Origin of the sequence: Bacteroides sp. CACC 737 (assembly GCF_013874375.1) — a bacterium.
In the GTDB taxonomy this organism is placed as follows: Bacteria; Bacteroidota; Bacteroidia; order Bacteroidales; family Bacteroidaceae; genus Bacteroides; species Bacteroides uniformis.
Map to the genome: position 1 here is coordinate 2,439,797 of NZ_CP059408.1, position 17,287 is coordinate 2,457,083.

General features: G+C 49.0%; 16 protein-coding genes. 6 read left to right on the plus strand and 10 right to left on the minus strand.

The genetic code is table 11. The annotated features are described in order from the left end of the window. Positions 1 to 16: 16 nt before the first annotated feature. The 3 genes from H1A11_RS10690 to H1A11_RS10700 form a co-directional block, all read right to left on the minus strand. Positions 17 to 430, minus strand: coding sequence for a DUF2141 domain-containing protein (locus H1A11_RS10690; RefSeq protein ID WP_117601676.1), 414 nt, complete (start codon positions 428 to 430; stop codon positions 17 to 19). A gap of 26 nt (positions 431 to 456) precedes the next feature. Beyond that, positions 457 to 2,382, minus strand: coding sequence for a TonB-dependent siderophore receptor (locus H1A11_RS10695; protein WP_117601688.1), 1,926 nt, complete (start codon positions 2,380 to 2,382; stop codon positions 457 to 459). A gap of 137 nt (positions 2,383 to 2,519) precedes the next feature. Next, a complete protein-coding gene (locus tag H1A11_RS10700) occupies positions 2,520 to 3,410 on the minus strand; it encodes a LytTR family DNA-binding domain-containing protein (RefSeq protein ID WP_117964205.1) in 891 nt (296 codons plus the stop codon). A 232-nt stretch (positions 3,411 to 3,642) separates the two neighbouring features. On the opposite strand from H1A11_RS10700, the gene H1A11_RS10705 reads away from it, so the two are divergent. Beyond that, a complete protein-coding gene (locus tag H1A11_RS10705; RefSeq protein ID WP_165491341.1) occupies positions 3,643 to 3,783 on the plus strand; it encodes a hypothetical protein in 141 nt (46 codons plus the stop codon). Between the two features lie 96 nt (positions 3,784 to 3,879). Here H1A11_RS10705 and H1A11_RS10710 read toward each other — a convergent pair whose 3' ends face one another. The 6 genes from H1A11_RS10710 to H1A11_RS10735 form a co-directional block, all read right to left on the minus strand. Beyond that, complete coding sequence (locus H1A11_RS10710; protein ID WP_181757184.1) at positions 3,880 to 4,254, minus strand: YccF domain-containing protein; 375 nt, start codon at positions 4,252 to 4,254, stop codon at positions 3,880 to 3,882. Between the two features lie 37 nt (positions 4,255 to 4,291). After that, entirely contained in the window at positions 4,292 to 5,398 is a 1,107-nt protein-coding gene (gene dinB, locus H1A11_RS10715; protein ID WP_117964204.1) for a DNA polymerase IV, read from the minus strand. Between the two features lie 31 nt (positions 5,399 to 5,429). After that, positions 5,430 to 6,776 (minus strand): MATE family efflux transporter, encoded by a 1,347-nt coding sequence (locus H1A11_RS10720; RefSeq protein ID WP_044469012.1) that lies wholly within the window; start codon positions 6,774 to 6,776, stop codon positions 5,430 to 5,432. Positions 6,777 to 6,999: 223 nt separating this feature from the next. Next, entirely contained in the window at positions 7,000 to 8,088 is a 1,089-nt protein-coding gene (locus H1A11_RS10725; protein ID WP_117600516.1) for a 2-aminoethylphosphonate--pyruvate transaminase, read from the minus strand. A 36-nt stretch (positions 8,089 to 8,124) separates the two neighbouring features. Beyond that, on the minus strand, positions 8,125 to 8,919 hold the full coding sequence (phnX, locus tag H1A11_RS10730) for a phosphonoacetaldehyde hydrolase (RefSeq protein WP_117964202.1): 795 nt from the start codon (positions 8,917 to 8,919) through the stop codon (positions 8,125 to 8,127). Between the two features lie 14 nt (positions 8,920 to 8,933). Continuing rightward, positions 8,934 to 10,391, minus strand: a complete 1,458-nt coding sequence (locus H1A11_RS10735) for a DUF5690 family protein (protein WP_117600419.1) — start codon at positions 10,389 to 10,391, stop codon at positions 8,934 to 8,936. A gap of 112 nt (positions 10,392 to 10,503) precedes the next feature. On the opposite strand from H1A11_RS10735, the gene H1A11_RS10740 reads away from it, so the two are divergent. From H1A11_RS10740 to H1A11_RS10760, 5 genes are all read left to right on the plus strand, one after another. Further along, positions 10,504 to 11,385: a hypothetical protein gene (locus H1A11_RS10740; protein WP_138345313.1), complete on the plus strand. Its 882-nt coding sequence runs from the start codon at positions 10,504 to 10,506 to the stop codon at positions 11,383 to 11,385. 97 nt (positions 11,386 to 11,482) lie between these two features. Continuing rightward, positions 11,483 to 13,423, plus strand: a complete 1,941-nt coding sequence (locus H1A11_RS10745; protein WP_119961313.1) for a heavy metal translocating P-type ATPase — start codon at positions 11,483 to 11,485, stop codon at positions 13,421 to 13,423. A 5-nt stretch (positions 13,424 to 13,428) separates the two neighbouring features. Further along, entirely contained in the window at positions 13,429 to 13,863 is a 435-nt protein-coding gene (locus H1A11_RS10750; protein WP_181757185.1) for a Fur family transcriptional regulator, read from the plus strand. Positions 13,864 to 13,934: 71 nt separating this feature from the next. Continuing rightward, positions 13,935 to 15,575: a sigma-70 family RNA polymerase sigma factor gene (locus H1A11_RS10755; RefSeq protein WP_118696433.1), complete on the plus strand. Its 1,641-nt coding sequence runs from the start codon at positions 13,935 to 13,937 to the stop codon at positions 15,573 to 15,575. Positions 15,576 to 15,656: 81 nt separating this feature from the next. Continuing rightward, positions 15,657 to 16,454 carry a bifunctional 2-polyprenyl-6-hydroxyphenol methylase/3-demethylubiquinol 3-O-methyltransferase UbiG gene (locus H1A11_RS10760; RefSeq protein ID WP_057255848.1) on the plus strand — a complete coding sequence of 266 codons (798 nt, stop codon included), beginning with the start codon at positions 15,657 to 15,659 and terminating at the stop codon, positions 16,452 to 16,454. Positions 16,455 to 16,653: 199 nt separating this feature from the next. Here H1A11_RS10760 and H1A11_RS10765 read toward each other — a convergent pair whose 3' ends face one another. Beyond that, complete coding sequence (locus H1A11_RS10765; protein ID WP_118696432.1) at positions 16,654 to 17,139, minus strand: helix-turn-helix domain-containing protein; 486 nt, start codon at positions 17,137 to 17,139, stop codon at positions 16,654 to 16,656. Between the last annotated feature and the right edge of the window lie 148 nt (positions 17,140 to 17,287).

Consider the following 17,287-nt stretch of genomic DNA (forward strand, 5'->3'; position numbering starts at 1 on the left):
GATTATATTTCAATTTTTACTTCAGATGTATCACCAAAGTCATGTCTCCGGAGAAAATGAAGCTACATTTGGCATAGGACGGAGGCCCCATCATGCCTTCGGCATCATTGCTGAAACCAAACTTCTCCGTAGGGATGCCAAAAGCCCCGCTATCCAGCTTCCCGTTTCCATTCTCATCCTGGAAAAGGGAAATGGCATACGTGCCCGCAGGAAGTCCCTGGCAAGGGATGGAGAGCGACGTATCTTTTACATCTATCCGGAAAGCGGTCAAGGGTTTCTTCATGAACGCCTCTTCCGAGTTATAGAGGGCGACGTAGAGATGTCCCTCCACCTTTTCAATGTCACGCACTTCAATGGTCAGGTTCTGAGCAAAAAGCATCTGGGCAACACTTTGTAACACAAACACTAAAAAAATAATCATTGCTTTCATCTTTGTTCTTTTTTAAAGAGTTATCATTAGAAATTGGATACATCGTAAGCAGCCTTCTTCCCCAAAGTGACGTACACTCCTACATAAAAGAAACGGTCTTGGGAAGCCAGGACAGCCTTGTTGTCTACTTTGCCAAACTCATTCTTGCGACCGAGGATATTGCTGGCGGAAGCATGGATAATCACCTTCTTGCTCGCCAGAAAGGTCACCCCTAAATCCAAGCTATTATAAGGCTTCACTTCATCGTTCATCAACCCCGGCAGCAATGGATTATGATAGGGACGCCCCGTGCTGAAACGGTTCGTTAAGCTGATGATGGAGTGAAGACGGGGCAAGGAATATTTCACAACCAATGCCGCGTTATGCCGAGTGGCATACTGGGGAATGGTCAGCTCGGAACAACTCTGATATTTACGCTTGGAAATGTTATACGTATAGGACAACTGGTATTCCAGATTCTTTATCGAAATCCGGTCGCGGAAGAACAAGTCTACACCTCTGCTATATCCGTATCCACCGGAAGTCAGAAGTACACTCCCCGTTCCAGCATCTGTTTCTTCCAGAACCAAGCGGCTATAGTCTTTATAATAAAGTTCTGCCTTATAGAAACGTCCTTCATAACCGTATTGCATCCCCAGATTATATTGCATGCACACCTCGGACATCAACTTCCGGTTACGTACCAACCAGTCATTTTCGGGCAATTGCGTGTAGCGGCCCACTATGCCAGAGAGCATCATATCCCCCAAATAGTAATTTACCGCCAGACGCGGAGAAAAATTCATCTTCCGGTTCAGAGAAGTATACTCCGTACGGAAAGACAATTCTGCCTTCAAGCGCTCCAGCGGATAGTAAGCAGCCGAAAAGAAACCTGCACTGATAGTGGGGGACATTTGGTTGGCATCGTCTATGTCGGAGTATAGATAACAATTCCGATAGTTACGGATATAACTCTCCACCCCCATATCCAGGTGGAATACTGACGAGAAGCGCCTAGACATCTTAGTCTTCAAATGCAACTCCCACTGGCGTTCCAGCCAATTATCTCCCGAAACAGCAGCAGCGTTGACCTCCCGATTATAATAGGAATAAGCAGCCCCTGCAAACCAGTCCCATCCACCTGCCGCACGATAGCGAAAGGTAGCATTGACGTAGATGTTGTCTTCGGCCAGAGCGAACAATCTGCGTTCATCCCCCTCATAGGCAGAAAAGTCTGTCCGGTCATATTGCGCATAGATCTTAAAAACCGTCGCATCGCCGGGGGTATGACGGAACTGGGTGGCACCGGAAAACATCCGGTAGGGCCGCTCAAATTCTGTCCGTCCGGAATAAACCTTGTCATATAAGCTCAGATTCTGGTAATTCAGATCGACGGACAAGGAGCCACGGTCCAAAGTCTTGGTACCGCCCCCGCCCACACCGACTACGGAAGCATTCACGCCCACCTTATCCACTTTACTATAATCCTTGGTTTCTAAGGGCAGAACAGCCGAAAGAGCCTCTCCGTACTCCTGCGAAGCCCCGCCGGAAGCAAAATTCACCCCACTGAACATGAAGGTGGAATAACGACTACGCGAAGGGGTATTTATTCCATTGGAGGTATAGGGATTCAACACATGCATCCCATCAATGAAGGTCTGTGTCTCATAGCTGCTCCCACCACGTACCAGTAATTCGCCGGTCTCCCCCTGCACCTGCGTACCGGGCAAGGTCTGCAATGCCTTGTACAAATCACCGTTTGCACCGCCCACCGTGACTAGTTCCACCGGATGCATATCGCTCCACCTGCTATTGGCGGCAGGAGTCTTTTTCCCTCTTACCACCACTTCGTCCAGACCTATACTATCGATATTGAATGTCAGACGCACGGTATCCGTCACCGACTTCTGCGCTACGGAAGCTTGTACAAAGAGAAGTCCGCCCGTCATTAAAAAGATTATTTTCCACTTCATATCTTCATGTTCGTTATGTTTTCCTGCCACAAACATAAAGGAAGGACACGGACAAAAAAATATCCGGGACAGACGACCCGGATATGTGACGAACAACCAACGACTTGTGACGAATGGCGTATCTCTGTGACGAATAGCTACCGCTTTATCTTGTTTTCTATCAGTGCTTTCACCTCCTTGGCATAGGCACGTGAAACAGGAATCTCCTCTCCATCTCCCTCCAGCCTCAACCGGTATCCTTGAGAGTTTCCGTCCACTTTCACCACCTTGCGGGCATTCACCAGAAAGGCTCTATGACACCGGATAATGAAGGGGCAGGCAGCAACCGCCTCCTCTGCCTGCTTCATCGTGGCACGCAACATCTTCCGGGTACTCTCTCCCTTCAGTCGATAATCCACCTTCACATAATTTCCTTCAGCCTCCGCATAAAGAAAATCTACGGCCTTCACTTCCAGCATATCTTTGGTGCCACCGGAAAACACCAACACTTCCTCCGGAGAAAACTCCTTACTTTCCGCCCCAACCTCTTGAGATGCCCTCTTTGAAAGGTGGCAATTTATCTCCATGGCTTCTTGCAGATTACGGGTCAGTTGCAAATTGCGATTCCACAGCAAGAAAAACACGACTGGAAAAGGTGCCAGTACCATTACCCAAGACAAAGCCAGAAAAAACAACCGCTTGTCCAGCCACATACCCATCAACCATGAATGATAGACCCAAATTCCCACCGCTATCAGTAACAGCATCAGCAACACGTCCAACACGTGTTTACCCAACGTCCAGTTCTGCTCTTTATAATAGGTGGGAAACAATGCCGGAAGCAGGTAAGTGAAGATGCTCGAAGCACCCGCCGCTATAAGTGCCGAACCGGCAACCACCCAAAATACACCTTCCTTTATCCGGGAAATACCGAAAGGTTGGAGTATATATAGTATCAGAAATATAATGACCGAAGGTATCACCACCGCTTTCCAACGTTGATAAAACATGGGATAGGGGCTCCGCCAAAGTTCTGTCAGTTTATTCATAAGTATTACCTCTCTTCTTTACATGGTAGTACATGCAAAGATATGTAATATATTTGTTATATACGGATTGCAAAATACAGTATTTCTAGAGAAAATGAAGAAAGAAACATAAGTTTTTATGTTATAGAACATATTTATCGCAAACATTTCGTATCTTTGCAGCGTTATAAGATAAAAGAAAAGATATAAAACCCGCTTTCCGAAACGCGGAGAGCACAAAAAGATGAGAATTATGAAAAAGAATGCAAATGAAATTTTTATGTTACAGTACCAAATCAAACGCTATCAAGCAATGGGTAATGGAACAATGTGCCAAACACTGAACGGTAAACTACAAAAACTGCTTGCAAAGCAGCCCCTTGTAACCATGTAAAAAAACACCTTTAAATACAATGAATGAAGGGCGGAGAACTGAAAAATTCCCCGCCCTTCTTCTTCTCTGGCATATTCCAAACCAACAGAAAATAACTCAAGCCGCAACAATATCCTTCCCGAAAGGAGTCAATGCCAGCCCTGCCAACTTAAAATGTTGAATACCGAAAGGAATGCCTATAATAGTGATGCACAGCAACAACCCGAATCCCAAGTGCGAAAGGCAAATCCAAATGCCGCCCAAGAATATCCAAAGAATATTCATCAGCACATAGAAGCAACCGTTGGAACGTTCCCCGCTACGAACCTCTTTGCCGAAAGGCCACAAGGCAAGGCTTGCCATTTTCAAGGTCTGCATGCCGAAAGGGATGCCAATAATGGTGAACATCATCAATAAACTTGCAATAAGATACTCCACAGCAGTGATGATACCTCCAAACATCAACCACAAAATATTCATAAAACAGCCCATAGCTTTCCTTTTTTTAATACTGAACACAAATATAGCATTATTTATTTGAATGGTCCGTCTCCCAGTCACTAAATTCAAAACTCAGCTGCTCCCAGACTCCTTTCTCCTCCCCCTCTTCACGGGGGTTGGAAACGGAAAGCCCAATCAAACGGATAGGATGATGTTCATAATCCACTTCCTGCAGCAATTGCTTTGCCAAAGGCAGAATCACGTCAAGGGCAACCAGCTCCTTTGTTTGGGTCATACTGCGGGTAATCTGGCTAAAATCATGAAACTTGATTTTCAGCGTCAGCGTATTCCCGCGGAAATTGGCGTGCTCCAGTCGCCCCACCAGCTCCACTGCCGCATGGTACAACTCTATAATGACGGATGAACGCTTGCTGATGTCCTTCTCCAACGTATGTTCACAGCCCACAGACTTGCGGATACGGACAGCCTCTACCGGACGGGTATCGATGCCACGGGCAAAATCATAATAGACTGTCCCCACTTTGCCAAACTCGCGGGTCAGCATTTCCAAAGACTGCATGCGCAGCTGTTCCCCGTTGTGAATCCCCAAGGTGTGCATCTTCTTCGCCGTTACCGGTCCCACTCCCCAAAAACTTTCAATGGGCAGCCGGGCAACAAAGTCCAGTGCCTGGGCAGGATGTATGGTGCAAAGCCCGTCCGGCTTGCGGTAGTCCGAGGCTATCTTGGCAAGAAACTTATTATAGGATATGCCGGCGGAAGCCACCAGATTCAACCTCTCCCGCACCTTCCGCTTTATCTCCTTCGCGATGTCCACAGCCAACGGAATGCCCGGTTTATTCTCCGTCACATCCAAAAAAGCCTCGTCCAGCGAAATGGGCTCGATGACATCCGTATATTCATGAAAGATTTCGTGTATCTGGCGGGAAACGGATTTGTAGACTTCCATCCGTCCCGGGATAAAGATAAGTTGGGGGCACAGCCGCTTTGCCTTCAGTGACGACATGGCAGAACGCACCCCGAAACGCCGTGCCTCGTAACTGGCTGCCGCCACCACTCCCCGCTCCTCCGCATGGCCCACGGCAATGGGCTTGCCCCGCAATGCAGGATTATCACGCTGTTCTACGGAGGCGTAGAATGCGTCCATATCGATGTGTATAATTTTTCGTCCGGTCATTCTTCTTTCAACTCCCCGATACAAAGATACACTAATTTTTCTTCATCCGAAGTATCCGCCGATAGACATAAATGAAGGCTGGTATTAAAAAGGCATCTGCAAAAATCCATGCAGTAGGGTCACCAAAACAAACGGCCAGATAGCCGAAAGCCGGAACAGCCAGCAGGCTGACCAGTATCCGGGCAATCATTTCCGAGACACCGGAAAGCATGGCAAGATTGGTATATCCCACCCCCTGGATAGTGTATCGCAGGATGCAGAGCAGTCCCAGAACCGGGAAAAAGGAAACGGAAATGTGCAGGAACAACTCCGTATTCTTTAAAATCTCCAACTCAGAGGCATCTACAAAGAGCAGGGCAAAAGTCCTGGCACCGAACATCAGTACACAGAAAGTGAACGCCCAATAAACAATCATCATCAGGGTGCTTGCCTTGACTCCCATCCAGATACGTTCCGGCTTGCCCGCACCGTAGTTTTGCCCGCTATAGGTGGCCATTGCCATGCCCAGACTCTCGAAAGGACACATGAAAAACATCTTGATACGCATGGCTGCCGTGAATGCAGCCACACAAGCCGTACCCAAAGCATTATTGGCGCTTTGCAGCATAATGCTGCCAATGGCAGTAATGGAAAATTGCAGTCCCATGGGTACGCCGATGTACATCAGTGTGCGTGCCAAAGCACCGTCGAATTTCCGCTCGGCAGGCGTTGTCTTCAGAATGTCGAAACGACGCATCATATAGATGTAGCACAATATGGCCGAGACGCCTTGTGAAAATACGGTAGCGATGGCAGCTCCTGCCACTCCCCAACCCAGTACCAGAATGCAGAACAAATCGAGCAGGATATTCAGTACCGTAGAGAGAAGTAGAAACCAAAACGGCGTCTTGCTGTCACCCAATGCACGGATAATACTGGACAGCAGATTATAGAAGAAAGTAAAGGGAACCCCGATAAACGTGACAAGCAGGTAATAATAGGCTCCCGTGAATATGTTCTCCGGCGTACTCATCATGTGCAGAATATCTGCACAGTAAATGCTGGTAACCACGGCAATGACAACAGACATCACCGCAGCCAGCTGCAGGCTGACAGCCACATAACGGCGCATCGTGACATAATCCCGCGCACCGAACTTTTGCGCCACGGGAATGCCGAAACCTCCGCAACAGCCATTGCAGAATCCCAGAATAAGAAAAACGACCGAAGTGCTTGCCCCGACTGAAGCCAAGGCGTTGATACCCAGAAAGCGCCCCACGATGGCTGCATCCACCAATGAATAGGTCTGTTGCAGCAGATTGCCGAGCAGTAAAGGCAAAGTAAAGTTGAAAATCAACGGAAGAGCCCGTCCTTCCGTCATTTCTCTGGATGTTGCCATAAATCTGATACCTCCGAAATTGGGTGCAAAAATACGAAAAGATAGCGTTTACAGACTTGACGAAAGTCAAATTTAATAGGGAAGCTTAAGGAGAAGGAAGGCGAAGGATAAATCGTTCCATCGTGGGGGAAATATTATTCCACCACTAGGAAAAAATCGTTCCACCATGGTGGAACGATTTTTCCTCCACGATGGAACGATTAAATCTATGCAGATTCGGAGCTTAGTATTTACACTCGCGAATTATCTCTATCAGCTGCCAGAAATCTTCGGGATGAACATCTCCGATATTGCCGATACGGAAAGTGTCGGCTTGCGAAATCTTTCCCGGATAGATGACAAATCCACGCTCTTTCAGTTGTGTGTAGAAAGCTTTGAAATTGAAATCGGCATGAGGATAGAGGAAAGAAGTAATAACGGGCGATTGAATCTCGTCCGGCAGCAACGTTTGGAAACCGAGGGAACGCATGCCGTCCACCAGCACGCGGTGGTTCTCGCAATATCTGTTGTGACGGGCCTCCACACCGCCCTCCTCTGCCAGTTCGTCCATGGCTTGCTTGAAGGCGCGGACCACGTGTGTGGGAGAAGTAAAACGCCATTTGCCATGTCCTTTCTCCATGGCTTCCCATTGGTCGTAAATGTCGAGAGAGAGTGACTTGGAGACGCCCTTGCAGTGCAACAGCTCGGAACGGCGAGCGATGATGAAGCCAAATCCCGGAACGCCCTGGATGCACTTGTTGGCACTGCTGATGAGGAAGTCTATGCCCAGTTCGTGTACATCGAGGGGAACACCGCCGAAGCTGCTCATGGCGTCTACAATCAGTTTCTTGCCGTGCATCTTGACGAGGTGGGCTATCTCCTTGAGGGGATTGAGCACGCCGGTAGTGGTTTCGCAATGCACCACGGCAACGTGAGTGATTTCGGCATTGTGCGAAAGATAGTCGTCAACGTAGCTGACGGAGACTTGCTCCGTTTCGTCAAAAGCAAGCATGTCGTACGAGATGCCGTGATACTCGGCGATGTTGCCCATGCGGTCGCCATAGGCGCCGTTGCTCAGTATGAGAAGTTTGTCGCCAGGCTTGATGACGCTACCGATGACGGCTTCCACACAGTACGTGCCGCTGCCTTGCAGGAGGATGGAAGTATAGTCGCCGGTATGCTGGGTGGCGAGGGAGACGAGGGACTTACGGATTTCTTCCACAATGTGGAGGTTGTAGTCTTCGTCCCAGGTACACCAGTCGGTCAGCATGGCTTCCTTGACAGTTTGTGAGGTAGTAAGGGGGCCGGGGGTAAGGAGAATGTAGGGTTTCATATGCATTGAGTTTTTAAGTTTATACGTTTATAAGGGTTACAAAATCTCAAGTTTACGGTTTATCTCGGCGATGACTGCGGGAAGCTCGGCAATGGTATCGACCACATAGTGGGCACCGGCGGCAAGCATGCGGCGGCGGACATCGGCCTTACGGGCTTCGAGCTCATCGGCAGGCAAGGAGGAGACTTCCTCTTGTGTCAGTCCCAGTTCGTTACTGCCGAGGACTACACCGACGGTCCATGCTTTGGCATTGATACCCTCCTTGATGTCGGCGATGGTATCGCCATACTTCAACACACAATCTACGGAGGGGATGGCGAGGTCTGCCATATTCTTATATATCATGTAGGGAGCAGGACGGCCTGCAGGCAACCCGTCGGGAGTGACACAATTATCTACCGCATAGCCTTTGGCAGTGGCGGCAGGCAGCACAACATCCATCATAGAGCGGGTATAGCCGGTGGTGGAGCCAATGCGGACGCCTTGCGCACGCAGTGCGGAAATCGTTTCCACCACACCGGGAATAGGGTCGGTATAATCTTCGAGCGAGGCAAACAACACCCGTTGGAATTCGGCATAACGTGCCTGCACGTCTTCCTCACCGGCGGGACGGCCGAATTTCCGTTCAAATTCCGCACGGACACGCTCTATATTGAACAGCGCACGGATTTCTTCTACTTTGGTCAGCCCCATGTGCGCACGTGTTTCGGCAGCAGTGACGGGAACGCCGATGGCCCGAAAGCTCTCGACAAAGGCGGCGACGGGAGCAAAGCAACCGTAATCGACGGCAGTTCCTGCCCAGTCCATAATGATACATTCAATTCTTTTCATACGATATATTATTATTATTCAGTCTCAAGAAGCAAGGAATTGCCCGGCCGGGACCAACGGCGCAAACGGAAAAGGGAAGAGCCCAACGGTCCCGAAGCATTCTCCTTGCGATAGCGCTGCACCAGGTAGACAGCCGAGCATAGGAAAGCCACGCTGCACACAATGCCTACATAGCCCGACATCAGGTTATAGAAATCCAGCCAGTTGATGTCCGGATTGAAAAATTCCTTGAATACCAATACCACCACCGTACCGGTATACCCGATAAAATCGAGTGTGACGATAAAGAACCCCACATTCCCCTTGATGCGGAAGCAGGCGATGAAACGCTCGAAGAACAACGTCTGAAAGCTGAGGTAAACAGTATAGAGCGACAAACTCTGGAGGAACAGCCACGTCATGGGTGGCAGTTGCAACCCATCGTAATTGAAGGCCACGAATCCCAAGGTCGCTGTGCCGCACGTCACAAGCACCAACAGCAGGCACAGCACCTTTATATTACTCCTCACCGCGGACATCAGCCCGAAAAGCAACAAGATAATCAGTGTCACCACCGCATCTACCTTGGCAAATGCCCACGACGACAGCCCCACCGCCTCCACATCCAGAATCTTCACCAGGAAGTCCTCCTTGATGTCCTGCAAGACGGTGATGAACAAGTTTGCCGCAAACAGCATCAGCAATACCGGCATGAAGCTCTTGAAGAGGTCCGCACGCGCCCTGCCGTCCAGCGTCACCCGTTCCGAGCGCAGTGCCCGGTCTGCCGCGGTAGGTTGCGGCATTCTCGTCATCAGCCAGCCCAGCAACGACAGCAGCGGGAAGGCAAAGGCACCGATAAAGGCAGGCATCCAGAACTCACTGATGTGGAGATGCTCCATCACAAACAGCCCGACAGACTTTGCCGTGCCCGAACTGATGGCAATGCTCAGCCCCATCAGGCTCGCCAGCAGATCCGTCACCCGCCGCCCCTCGAGGAAACTGAAAATCACTCCCCACATGCATCCCAACGAAAGCCCGTTGAAGAACAGCGCAAAGACATTCAGCGGCCGGGGCAACGCTCCGAACAGCACCAGCGAAAGCTCGGCCACCGCCACCGAGAGGATGATGAACTTCAGACGGTTCTCCTTCTTCAGTTCCGAAATTACCTTGATGCCAATCAGCTTGGAAATAAAATAGCCGGAAATCTGCACGATGCTGGTTGCCGTCTTGTAATCCATCCCGAAGAAGTCGAGCCCGTCGAAGCCCGCAGCCGTAAACGGCTTGCGCAGCGCATAGACCAGTGAATAGGAAAGCAAAGCCGCTCCACCCGCCCAAAGGATGAATAAGGCATCAGCCAGTCTCTTGCTCTGTATTATCTGTTTTTTCTCACCGTTGAACATAGTGTGTTGTTTAAATTCGTTCTTGATTTCGGTGGCAAAGATAGAGGCGGGCGCTGACAGCAAAAATGAATTTCCATTATTAATAAACTTCATGAAAACAGCCCTTTATTATGTAACATTAATGAAATATTTATGTAACGCCAGCATAACATCCGCACCTTTTCTTTGCACCCATTTAAGTAATGTATCATAGAAGCACACCCTTATGAACGACCTTTTAGACATATACAAACGCATCGAATACCTCCGCAACAAAGGAGTGAAAATGAAAGAAATGGCAGACCACACCAACATGGCGGCGAGCGTCCTCTCCTCCCTCTACTCCAGCGTCCTCCCCACCTACATCAGCACCCTGCGGAAAGGCAGTACGGAGGAAGAATCCCTGGACTACGCCCTCTCCCAAGTGAACAACGTATCGAAGAAGCGCCTCCTCGGCTCCCTCAAAGAACTGAAGGAACAACTTTTTGAGCTGGAGCCTGCTCCAGCCACGGGGCAAAAAGCCAACCCTTTCCTCGACATGCTGACCGAAGAGATACTCCACTCGGCGCAGGAAGTGTACAATTACAGCGGCATCTACATCAGTTACAGCCTCTCTTCCTCCTCCAATGCCTTAAAGGTGGAGCCTTACCTGATAACCCCTGCCGACAGCAACGACCACGTCAAAGTGGTGCACATGAGCGCCTACAACACCACCCACTTCGGCACTGCTATCTTCAACAACCACCAGAATGCCTATATCTTCTTCAACGAACGCGAGGCGCCCCAACTGGCCTTGTTCACCATCTACCTGCAACTGCCCATGTACGACTTTCCCCACCTGCTCAAAGGGCTCTACCTCTGTCTGGACTACAACCGCAACCCCATAGCCCGCCGCATCCTCTTCATCAAACACTCGGACAGCACCTCCATGGACGACTTCCTGGAACTGAAAGGCCAACTCATCCCCCAAGACCAGCTGACCGACGAGCAACGCCCCTACTACAACTACACCTGCCAGCCGGGCGACTTCATCAAAACCTGTTCCGTCCCCTCTCCCCTGCTGAACGAGAAAGACCTGGAACGGGAGAAACGGATGCTGGAAATCTAAGACAGCCCGGACAGTCCGGGAATTTTCACTTTGCAACCAAGTTGCATCTCCTTTCCGCTACCTTTGCTGCAGAAAATAGAAAATAGGAGGAAACAATATGAGTTGCAAATGCTGCTGCACACACGGACATACAGCGATACAAGAAAAAAGAAACAGTCTGCTGAAAGATTATTGGAGAATCATCCTCTCTGCCCTATTGCTCTTCGGAGGGCTCATCCTGAATGCTACTGACGCCACCTTCTTCAAGGGAGAGTATGTACCTTTTATATGGTACTTGCTTGCCTATCTCCCCGTAGGCCTCCCGGTGATGAGGGAAGCCTGGGAAAGCATCCTGCAAAAGGACGTGTTCAGCGAATTCACCCTTATGTCCATCGCCACCCTCGGCGCCTTCTATATAGGCGAATATCCCGAAGGCGTTGCCGTCATGCTCTTCTACTCCTTGGGAGAGCTCTTTCAGGACAAAGCCGTAGACAAAGCCAAGCGTAACATCAGCGCCCTGCTCGACGTACGTCCCGAAACGGCAACGGTCATCAGAAACGGCAGTACGCTTGTCGAAGCTCCCCAACGTGTGCAGGTAGGCGAAACCATCGAAGTAAAAGCCGGAGAGCGCGTCCCCCTGGACGGAACGATGCTGGACGAAGTTGCCGCCTTCAACACCTCCGCACTGACGGGAGAAAGTGTTCCCCGCAACATCCGCCAAGGCGGGGAAGTGCTTGCCGGAATGATTGCGACCGACAAAGTCGTACGCATCCAAGTCACCAAACCCTTCGAGAAAAGTGCTCTTTCCCGTATATTGGAACTGGTGCAGAATGCCTCCGAGCGCAAAGCGCCGGCAGAACTTTTCATCCGTAAGTTTGCCCGTATCTATACGCCCACCGTCACCGGACTGGCGGCATTGATTGTACTGCTCCCCTTCCTCTATTCGCTGGCAGATGCACAATTCTCGTTCATCTTCAATGACTGGCTATACAGAGCATTGGTCTTTCTGGTTATCTCCTGCCCGTGCGCCCTCGTCGTAAGCATTCCGTTAGGCTACTTCGGAGGAATCGGTGCCGCCTCCCGCCTGGGTGTCCTCTTCAAAGGGGGCAACTACCTCAATGCCATCACCCAAGTCGACACGGTGGTATTCGACAAGACGGGTACGCTGACCAAAGGCACCTTCGATGTACAATCCTGCCAGGCACAACCGGGAGTTACGGAAGAGAAGTTGATACAGCTTGCCGCCTCGGCAGAGCGAAACAGTACGCACCCCATAGCCAAAGCCATCGTAAGCTATGCCAAACAAAGGGATATAGAGCTGATTGCCACAACGGACGTTACGGAGATTGCCGGCCACGGACTGCAAGCCACTATGGATGGAACGCGTGTCCTGGTGGGCAACACCCGCCTGCTGACTAAGTTCGGGATAGAATATCCCGATGAACTGTCATCAATTGTCGATACGATTGTGGTCTGCGCCATCGGAACCAAATATGCCGGCTATCTGTTATTATCAGACACATTGAAGGAAGACGCCGTCAACGCCGTCAAAGAATTAAAAGCTTTAAATATCAATAATATTCAGATATTATCGGGAGACAAACAAGCCATTGTTACTAACTTTGCAGAAAAGCTAGGCATCACCCAGGCATACGGAGACCTGCTGCCGGACGGAAAGGTGAAGCACATCGAGGCACTCCGCAGCAACCCTGCCAACCGGATAGCCTTTGTGGGCGACGGCATCAATGATGCCCCGGTTCTTGCCCTTAGTCATGTGGGCATCGCCATGGGCGGACTTGGCAGCGATGCCGCCATCGAAACCGCCGATGTAGTGATACAGACAGACCAGCCTTCGAGAGTGGCCACCGCCATTCATGCGGGCAGGCAAACCCGCCGGATTGTCTGGCAGAACATCTCGCTGGCTTTCGGAGTGAAGCTGCTTGTCCTCATCCTCGGTGCCGGTGGAATCGCCACACTTTGGGAAGCTGTCTTTGCCGACGTAGGCGTCGCCCTCATTGCGATAGTGAACGCCATACGCATACAGAAACTTATTAAATAGAAAAAATGGAACAAAAGAAATATTTGGACCTATTGGCCAAAAGAGACATACAGCCCACTGCCATTCGCATCCTGGTATTGCGCACCATGATGCAGGCAGGCCGTTCCGTCTCATTGCTCGACCTTGAAACCATGCTGGATACGGTGGACAAATCCACCATCTTCCGTACCCTTACCCTATTCCTCTCCCATCATCTGATACACAGTATAGATGACGGGACGGGTTCCTTCAAGTATGCCGTGTGCAGTGACAGTTGCTCTTGCGACGTAAGCGACCTGCACCCCCATTTCCATTGCGAGAAATGCAACAAGACCTTCTGCTTCACCAACATTCCCACTCCGGTGGTGAAGCTGCCTCAAGGATTTACACTGAACAGCATCAACTATGTACTGAAAGGCATTTGTCCGGACTGTGCAGCAGAAGCCAACCGGGAGGCTTAGTTAAAAAATAAAAATCCATGCAGTCATTCATGTTCTTCTCTATCTTTAAGAAATAACATTGAGACAAACACATGGATACAAAAGCTCTTGTCACTTTATGCCAGAAGGGAAACGGGCAGGCCTTGAGCCTGCTCTACGAAAACTATTCAGAGAAAATGCTGAAAGTATGCCTACGCTATATTCCCGACCCAACGATAGCCCAAGATCTTCTTCACGACGGTTTTGTCATCATATTCACTTCCATTCATTCGCTGCGCAACCCGGAGAAACTGGAATACTGGATGAAAAAGATTATGAGAAACCTGGCACTGCAATACCTCAACCATGCCAATGCCAACCCCACCATCCCATTGACAGATATTCCGGAAGAGGAAGAGCCTGCTGAAAATCCTTTTTGTCCGGATTTCATTTCGTACGATAAGATGCTGGATATAGTGGAGAGCCTTCCGGAGGGCTACTGCAAGGTATTTAAACTGGCAGTACTGGAAGGATTGTCCCACAAAGAAATCGGAGATTTACTGGGTATAGCGCCACACTCCTCTTCCTCCCAATTGTTCCGGGCGAAAATTTTACTTAAAAAGATGCTGGCAGGATACCGTGTATTCATTGTTTTGACAGTATTGCTTCTCTTTCCAACGCTGTATGACTATCTGTACAGAGAGAAAAAGAGTATCAGGGAAAACCGTTTGTCCAAAGTTTCTTCCAGGCAAGCCGGGAGTACGCAACTAACAAAGAAAACCGATACTCCCCGAAACGACGAACAATGCTATACCAAAGAAAATCTGAACAAAAGGGAACGAATCATCCCTCCCGTTCCTGTTTCCACAGAATGGCCCCTTACCATACCCAAAATGAAAGATAGCATCCACAAATATCCCATACCCTCTCCATTCACCGGACAGACCATCACCAACCGGCAGATGGCTTTCGCCTCCTCCCCTTCCCCGATGCTGCCAACCCGCAAGAAGAAATCCGGGAAATGGAAGTTGATGCTGGCAGGTTCACTCGGACCGCAACTGGCACAGAACTTATATAAGCTGATTGCCACTCCACATACCGACGGCATTTCAAGTGACTTCCCTCAACAAGTCAGTACGTGGGAAGAGTATTATTCTTATCTGCACACCCGCTATCAGCAGGGTACTCTGGGAAAAGATTCCATCGGACTCATGCAGATTGCCCAGAATAACAGCGGCAGGATTGTTGAGAACCAGCAGCATCATGCCCCCATCGTCGTGGGACTCTCTCTCAGCAAGAAATTGAATGAGCGTTGGAGTCTGGAAACCGGATTGCAATATACGCTTCTCAGGTCGGAGTTCACTACCGGCGAAGCATTCCGCATTCAAGACAACCAGAAGCTACATTATATCGGCATCCCTCTCCGGCTTTCCTACCGTTTCTGGCATTACAAACGTTTCTCCGGTTATGCCACGGCAGGCATGCAGGTGGATATCCCCATAAAAGGGACACTCCAAAGCTTCCATGTCACGGACAGTATTCCACACAAGCTCGGCAGTCATCCGGTAAGTGCTCCCTGGCAGTGGTCGGTCAACACAAGTATAGGCATACAATATCACCTCACACCCCAGGCAGGCATCTATCTGGAGCCGACTGTAAACTATTACATCCCCGACGGCAGCCAACTGCGCACCATCCGAAAGGAACATCCGTTCACATTCACCCTCCCGGTAGGCCTCCGCATTTCCTGGTAAAAAAACGATGTGCCACGCAGTCTTTTACCCGACTGATTATCTATTTATATGGATAATCAAACTCAAGAAGGAACAAAGAACATGCAGAAACGACATACCGACCGGGAAAGCTACTTTGGTGAACAGTCACAGACCAGCAAGAACTATTATATCCCCTACATAAAGGAAGTCATCGGACACATCCCCGATAAAGTGCTGGAAGTGGGCTGTGGAGAGGGAGGCAATCTGCTCCCCTTTGCCGAAGCCGGTTGCCGGGTGATGGGCGTAGACATTGATGCCACGCGAATAGAACAAGCCAGAACCTTCTTCGCCCAAAGGCATCAGCAGGGACAGTTCATTGCCACCGACATTTTCCAGCTTAAGGACAAGGCTACGAATTTTCCCCTAATTCTTCTACACGATGTGATAGAGCATATCAGAGACAAAGAACGGTTCCTCTCCGGCCTACAAAAACATTTGTCTGCCGATGGAGCTATATTTGTAGGGTTTCCCGCCTGGCAAATGCCATTCGGAGGCCACCAGCAGATAGCACACAGCCGCATTGTTTCACACTTCCCTTTTCTCCACCTCCTTCCCCGCACTTTATACAAATGGATATTAAGACTATGCGGCGAGCAGGAACACGCAATTACGGAGCTACTGGATATAAAGAGCACCGGATGCACCATAGAACTGTTCAATCGTATCGCCCGGCAAGCCAACTATCAAATCATTGACCGGAGACTGTACCTTATAAACCCACATTATAAAATCAAATTCGGCTTGTCCCCACGAAGGCTCAACGGAGTTATTGCTGCTATCCCGTATATAAGAAACTTCTTTTGTACAAGTTGCTTTTACATATTAAAGAAAGGGACTAAAACTGTTAATCACTACTGATTTCCCAGCTTTAGAATTGATTCCGAACCATCAATTTAAGATTATATATTCAGAAGAAACCATTAATTTTTTGAATAGCTCTGATGAAAGAGTGGGTGTAGAAACCCTCATAAACTAAAAAATCCCCCTCGCTGCAGATGGTTGTAGCGAGGGGGATTTCAATAAAAGAGGAACTTGCACTTCTTCCCTTTTAATGTTTTTACATCGTTACTTGGTTCATTACAGCCTCGTCAGGTGTCGTTCCTATTTCATCGGCAAATAATATGTGGGTGATAGACCCTCTCGGGGTCGGAGTTTCGATTTTAATTCTTTGACCTTGGTACATCTCCGGAATATCAACCAGCTTACATCTATGGGCTTCGTTATTGCCAAAACTGACATAATAGTCTTCCCCTATTACCAGCTTTACAGGTTTACGTTGAGAGAAATGAATCGGACAAACAGAGCTATCCACTTTTATATCTATCACAAAACCAAGAGCGGATGTTACCTTAGATAGTATATCAATGCTCACATTATAAGCCCCTTTCTCTATCTTGGCTATATTAACACGATTAACACCACAAAGATTAGCCAATTCCTCTTGGGTCATATTTCTCTTCTTGCGAAGAATGGCTAACCGGTTACCAATCCGTTCACGTTCTTTCAAAATCTTCTCTGTACATTTTCCTTCGTGAATTTTCATAAATCTGTTGCAGAATTTAAAGTGTTGCCCCCACTTCTAATAGTTATTGATTTTTGAACAGACAAAAGTAGATATTAATTTTGAATTGTAGCACATTTACTACAATTATTTTTAAATGAATATAAAAGATAGAGGAAGTAGTAGAAAA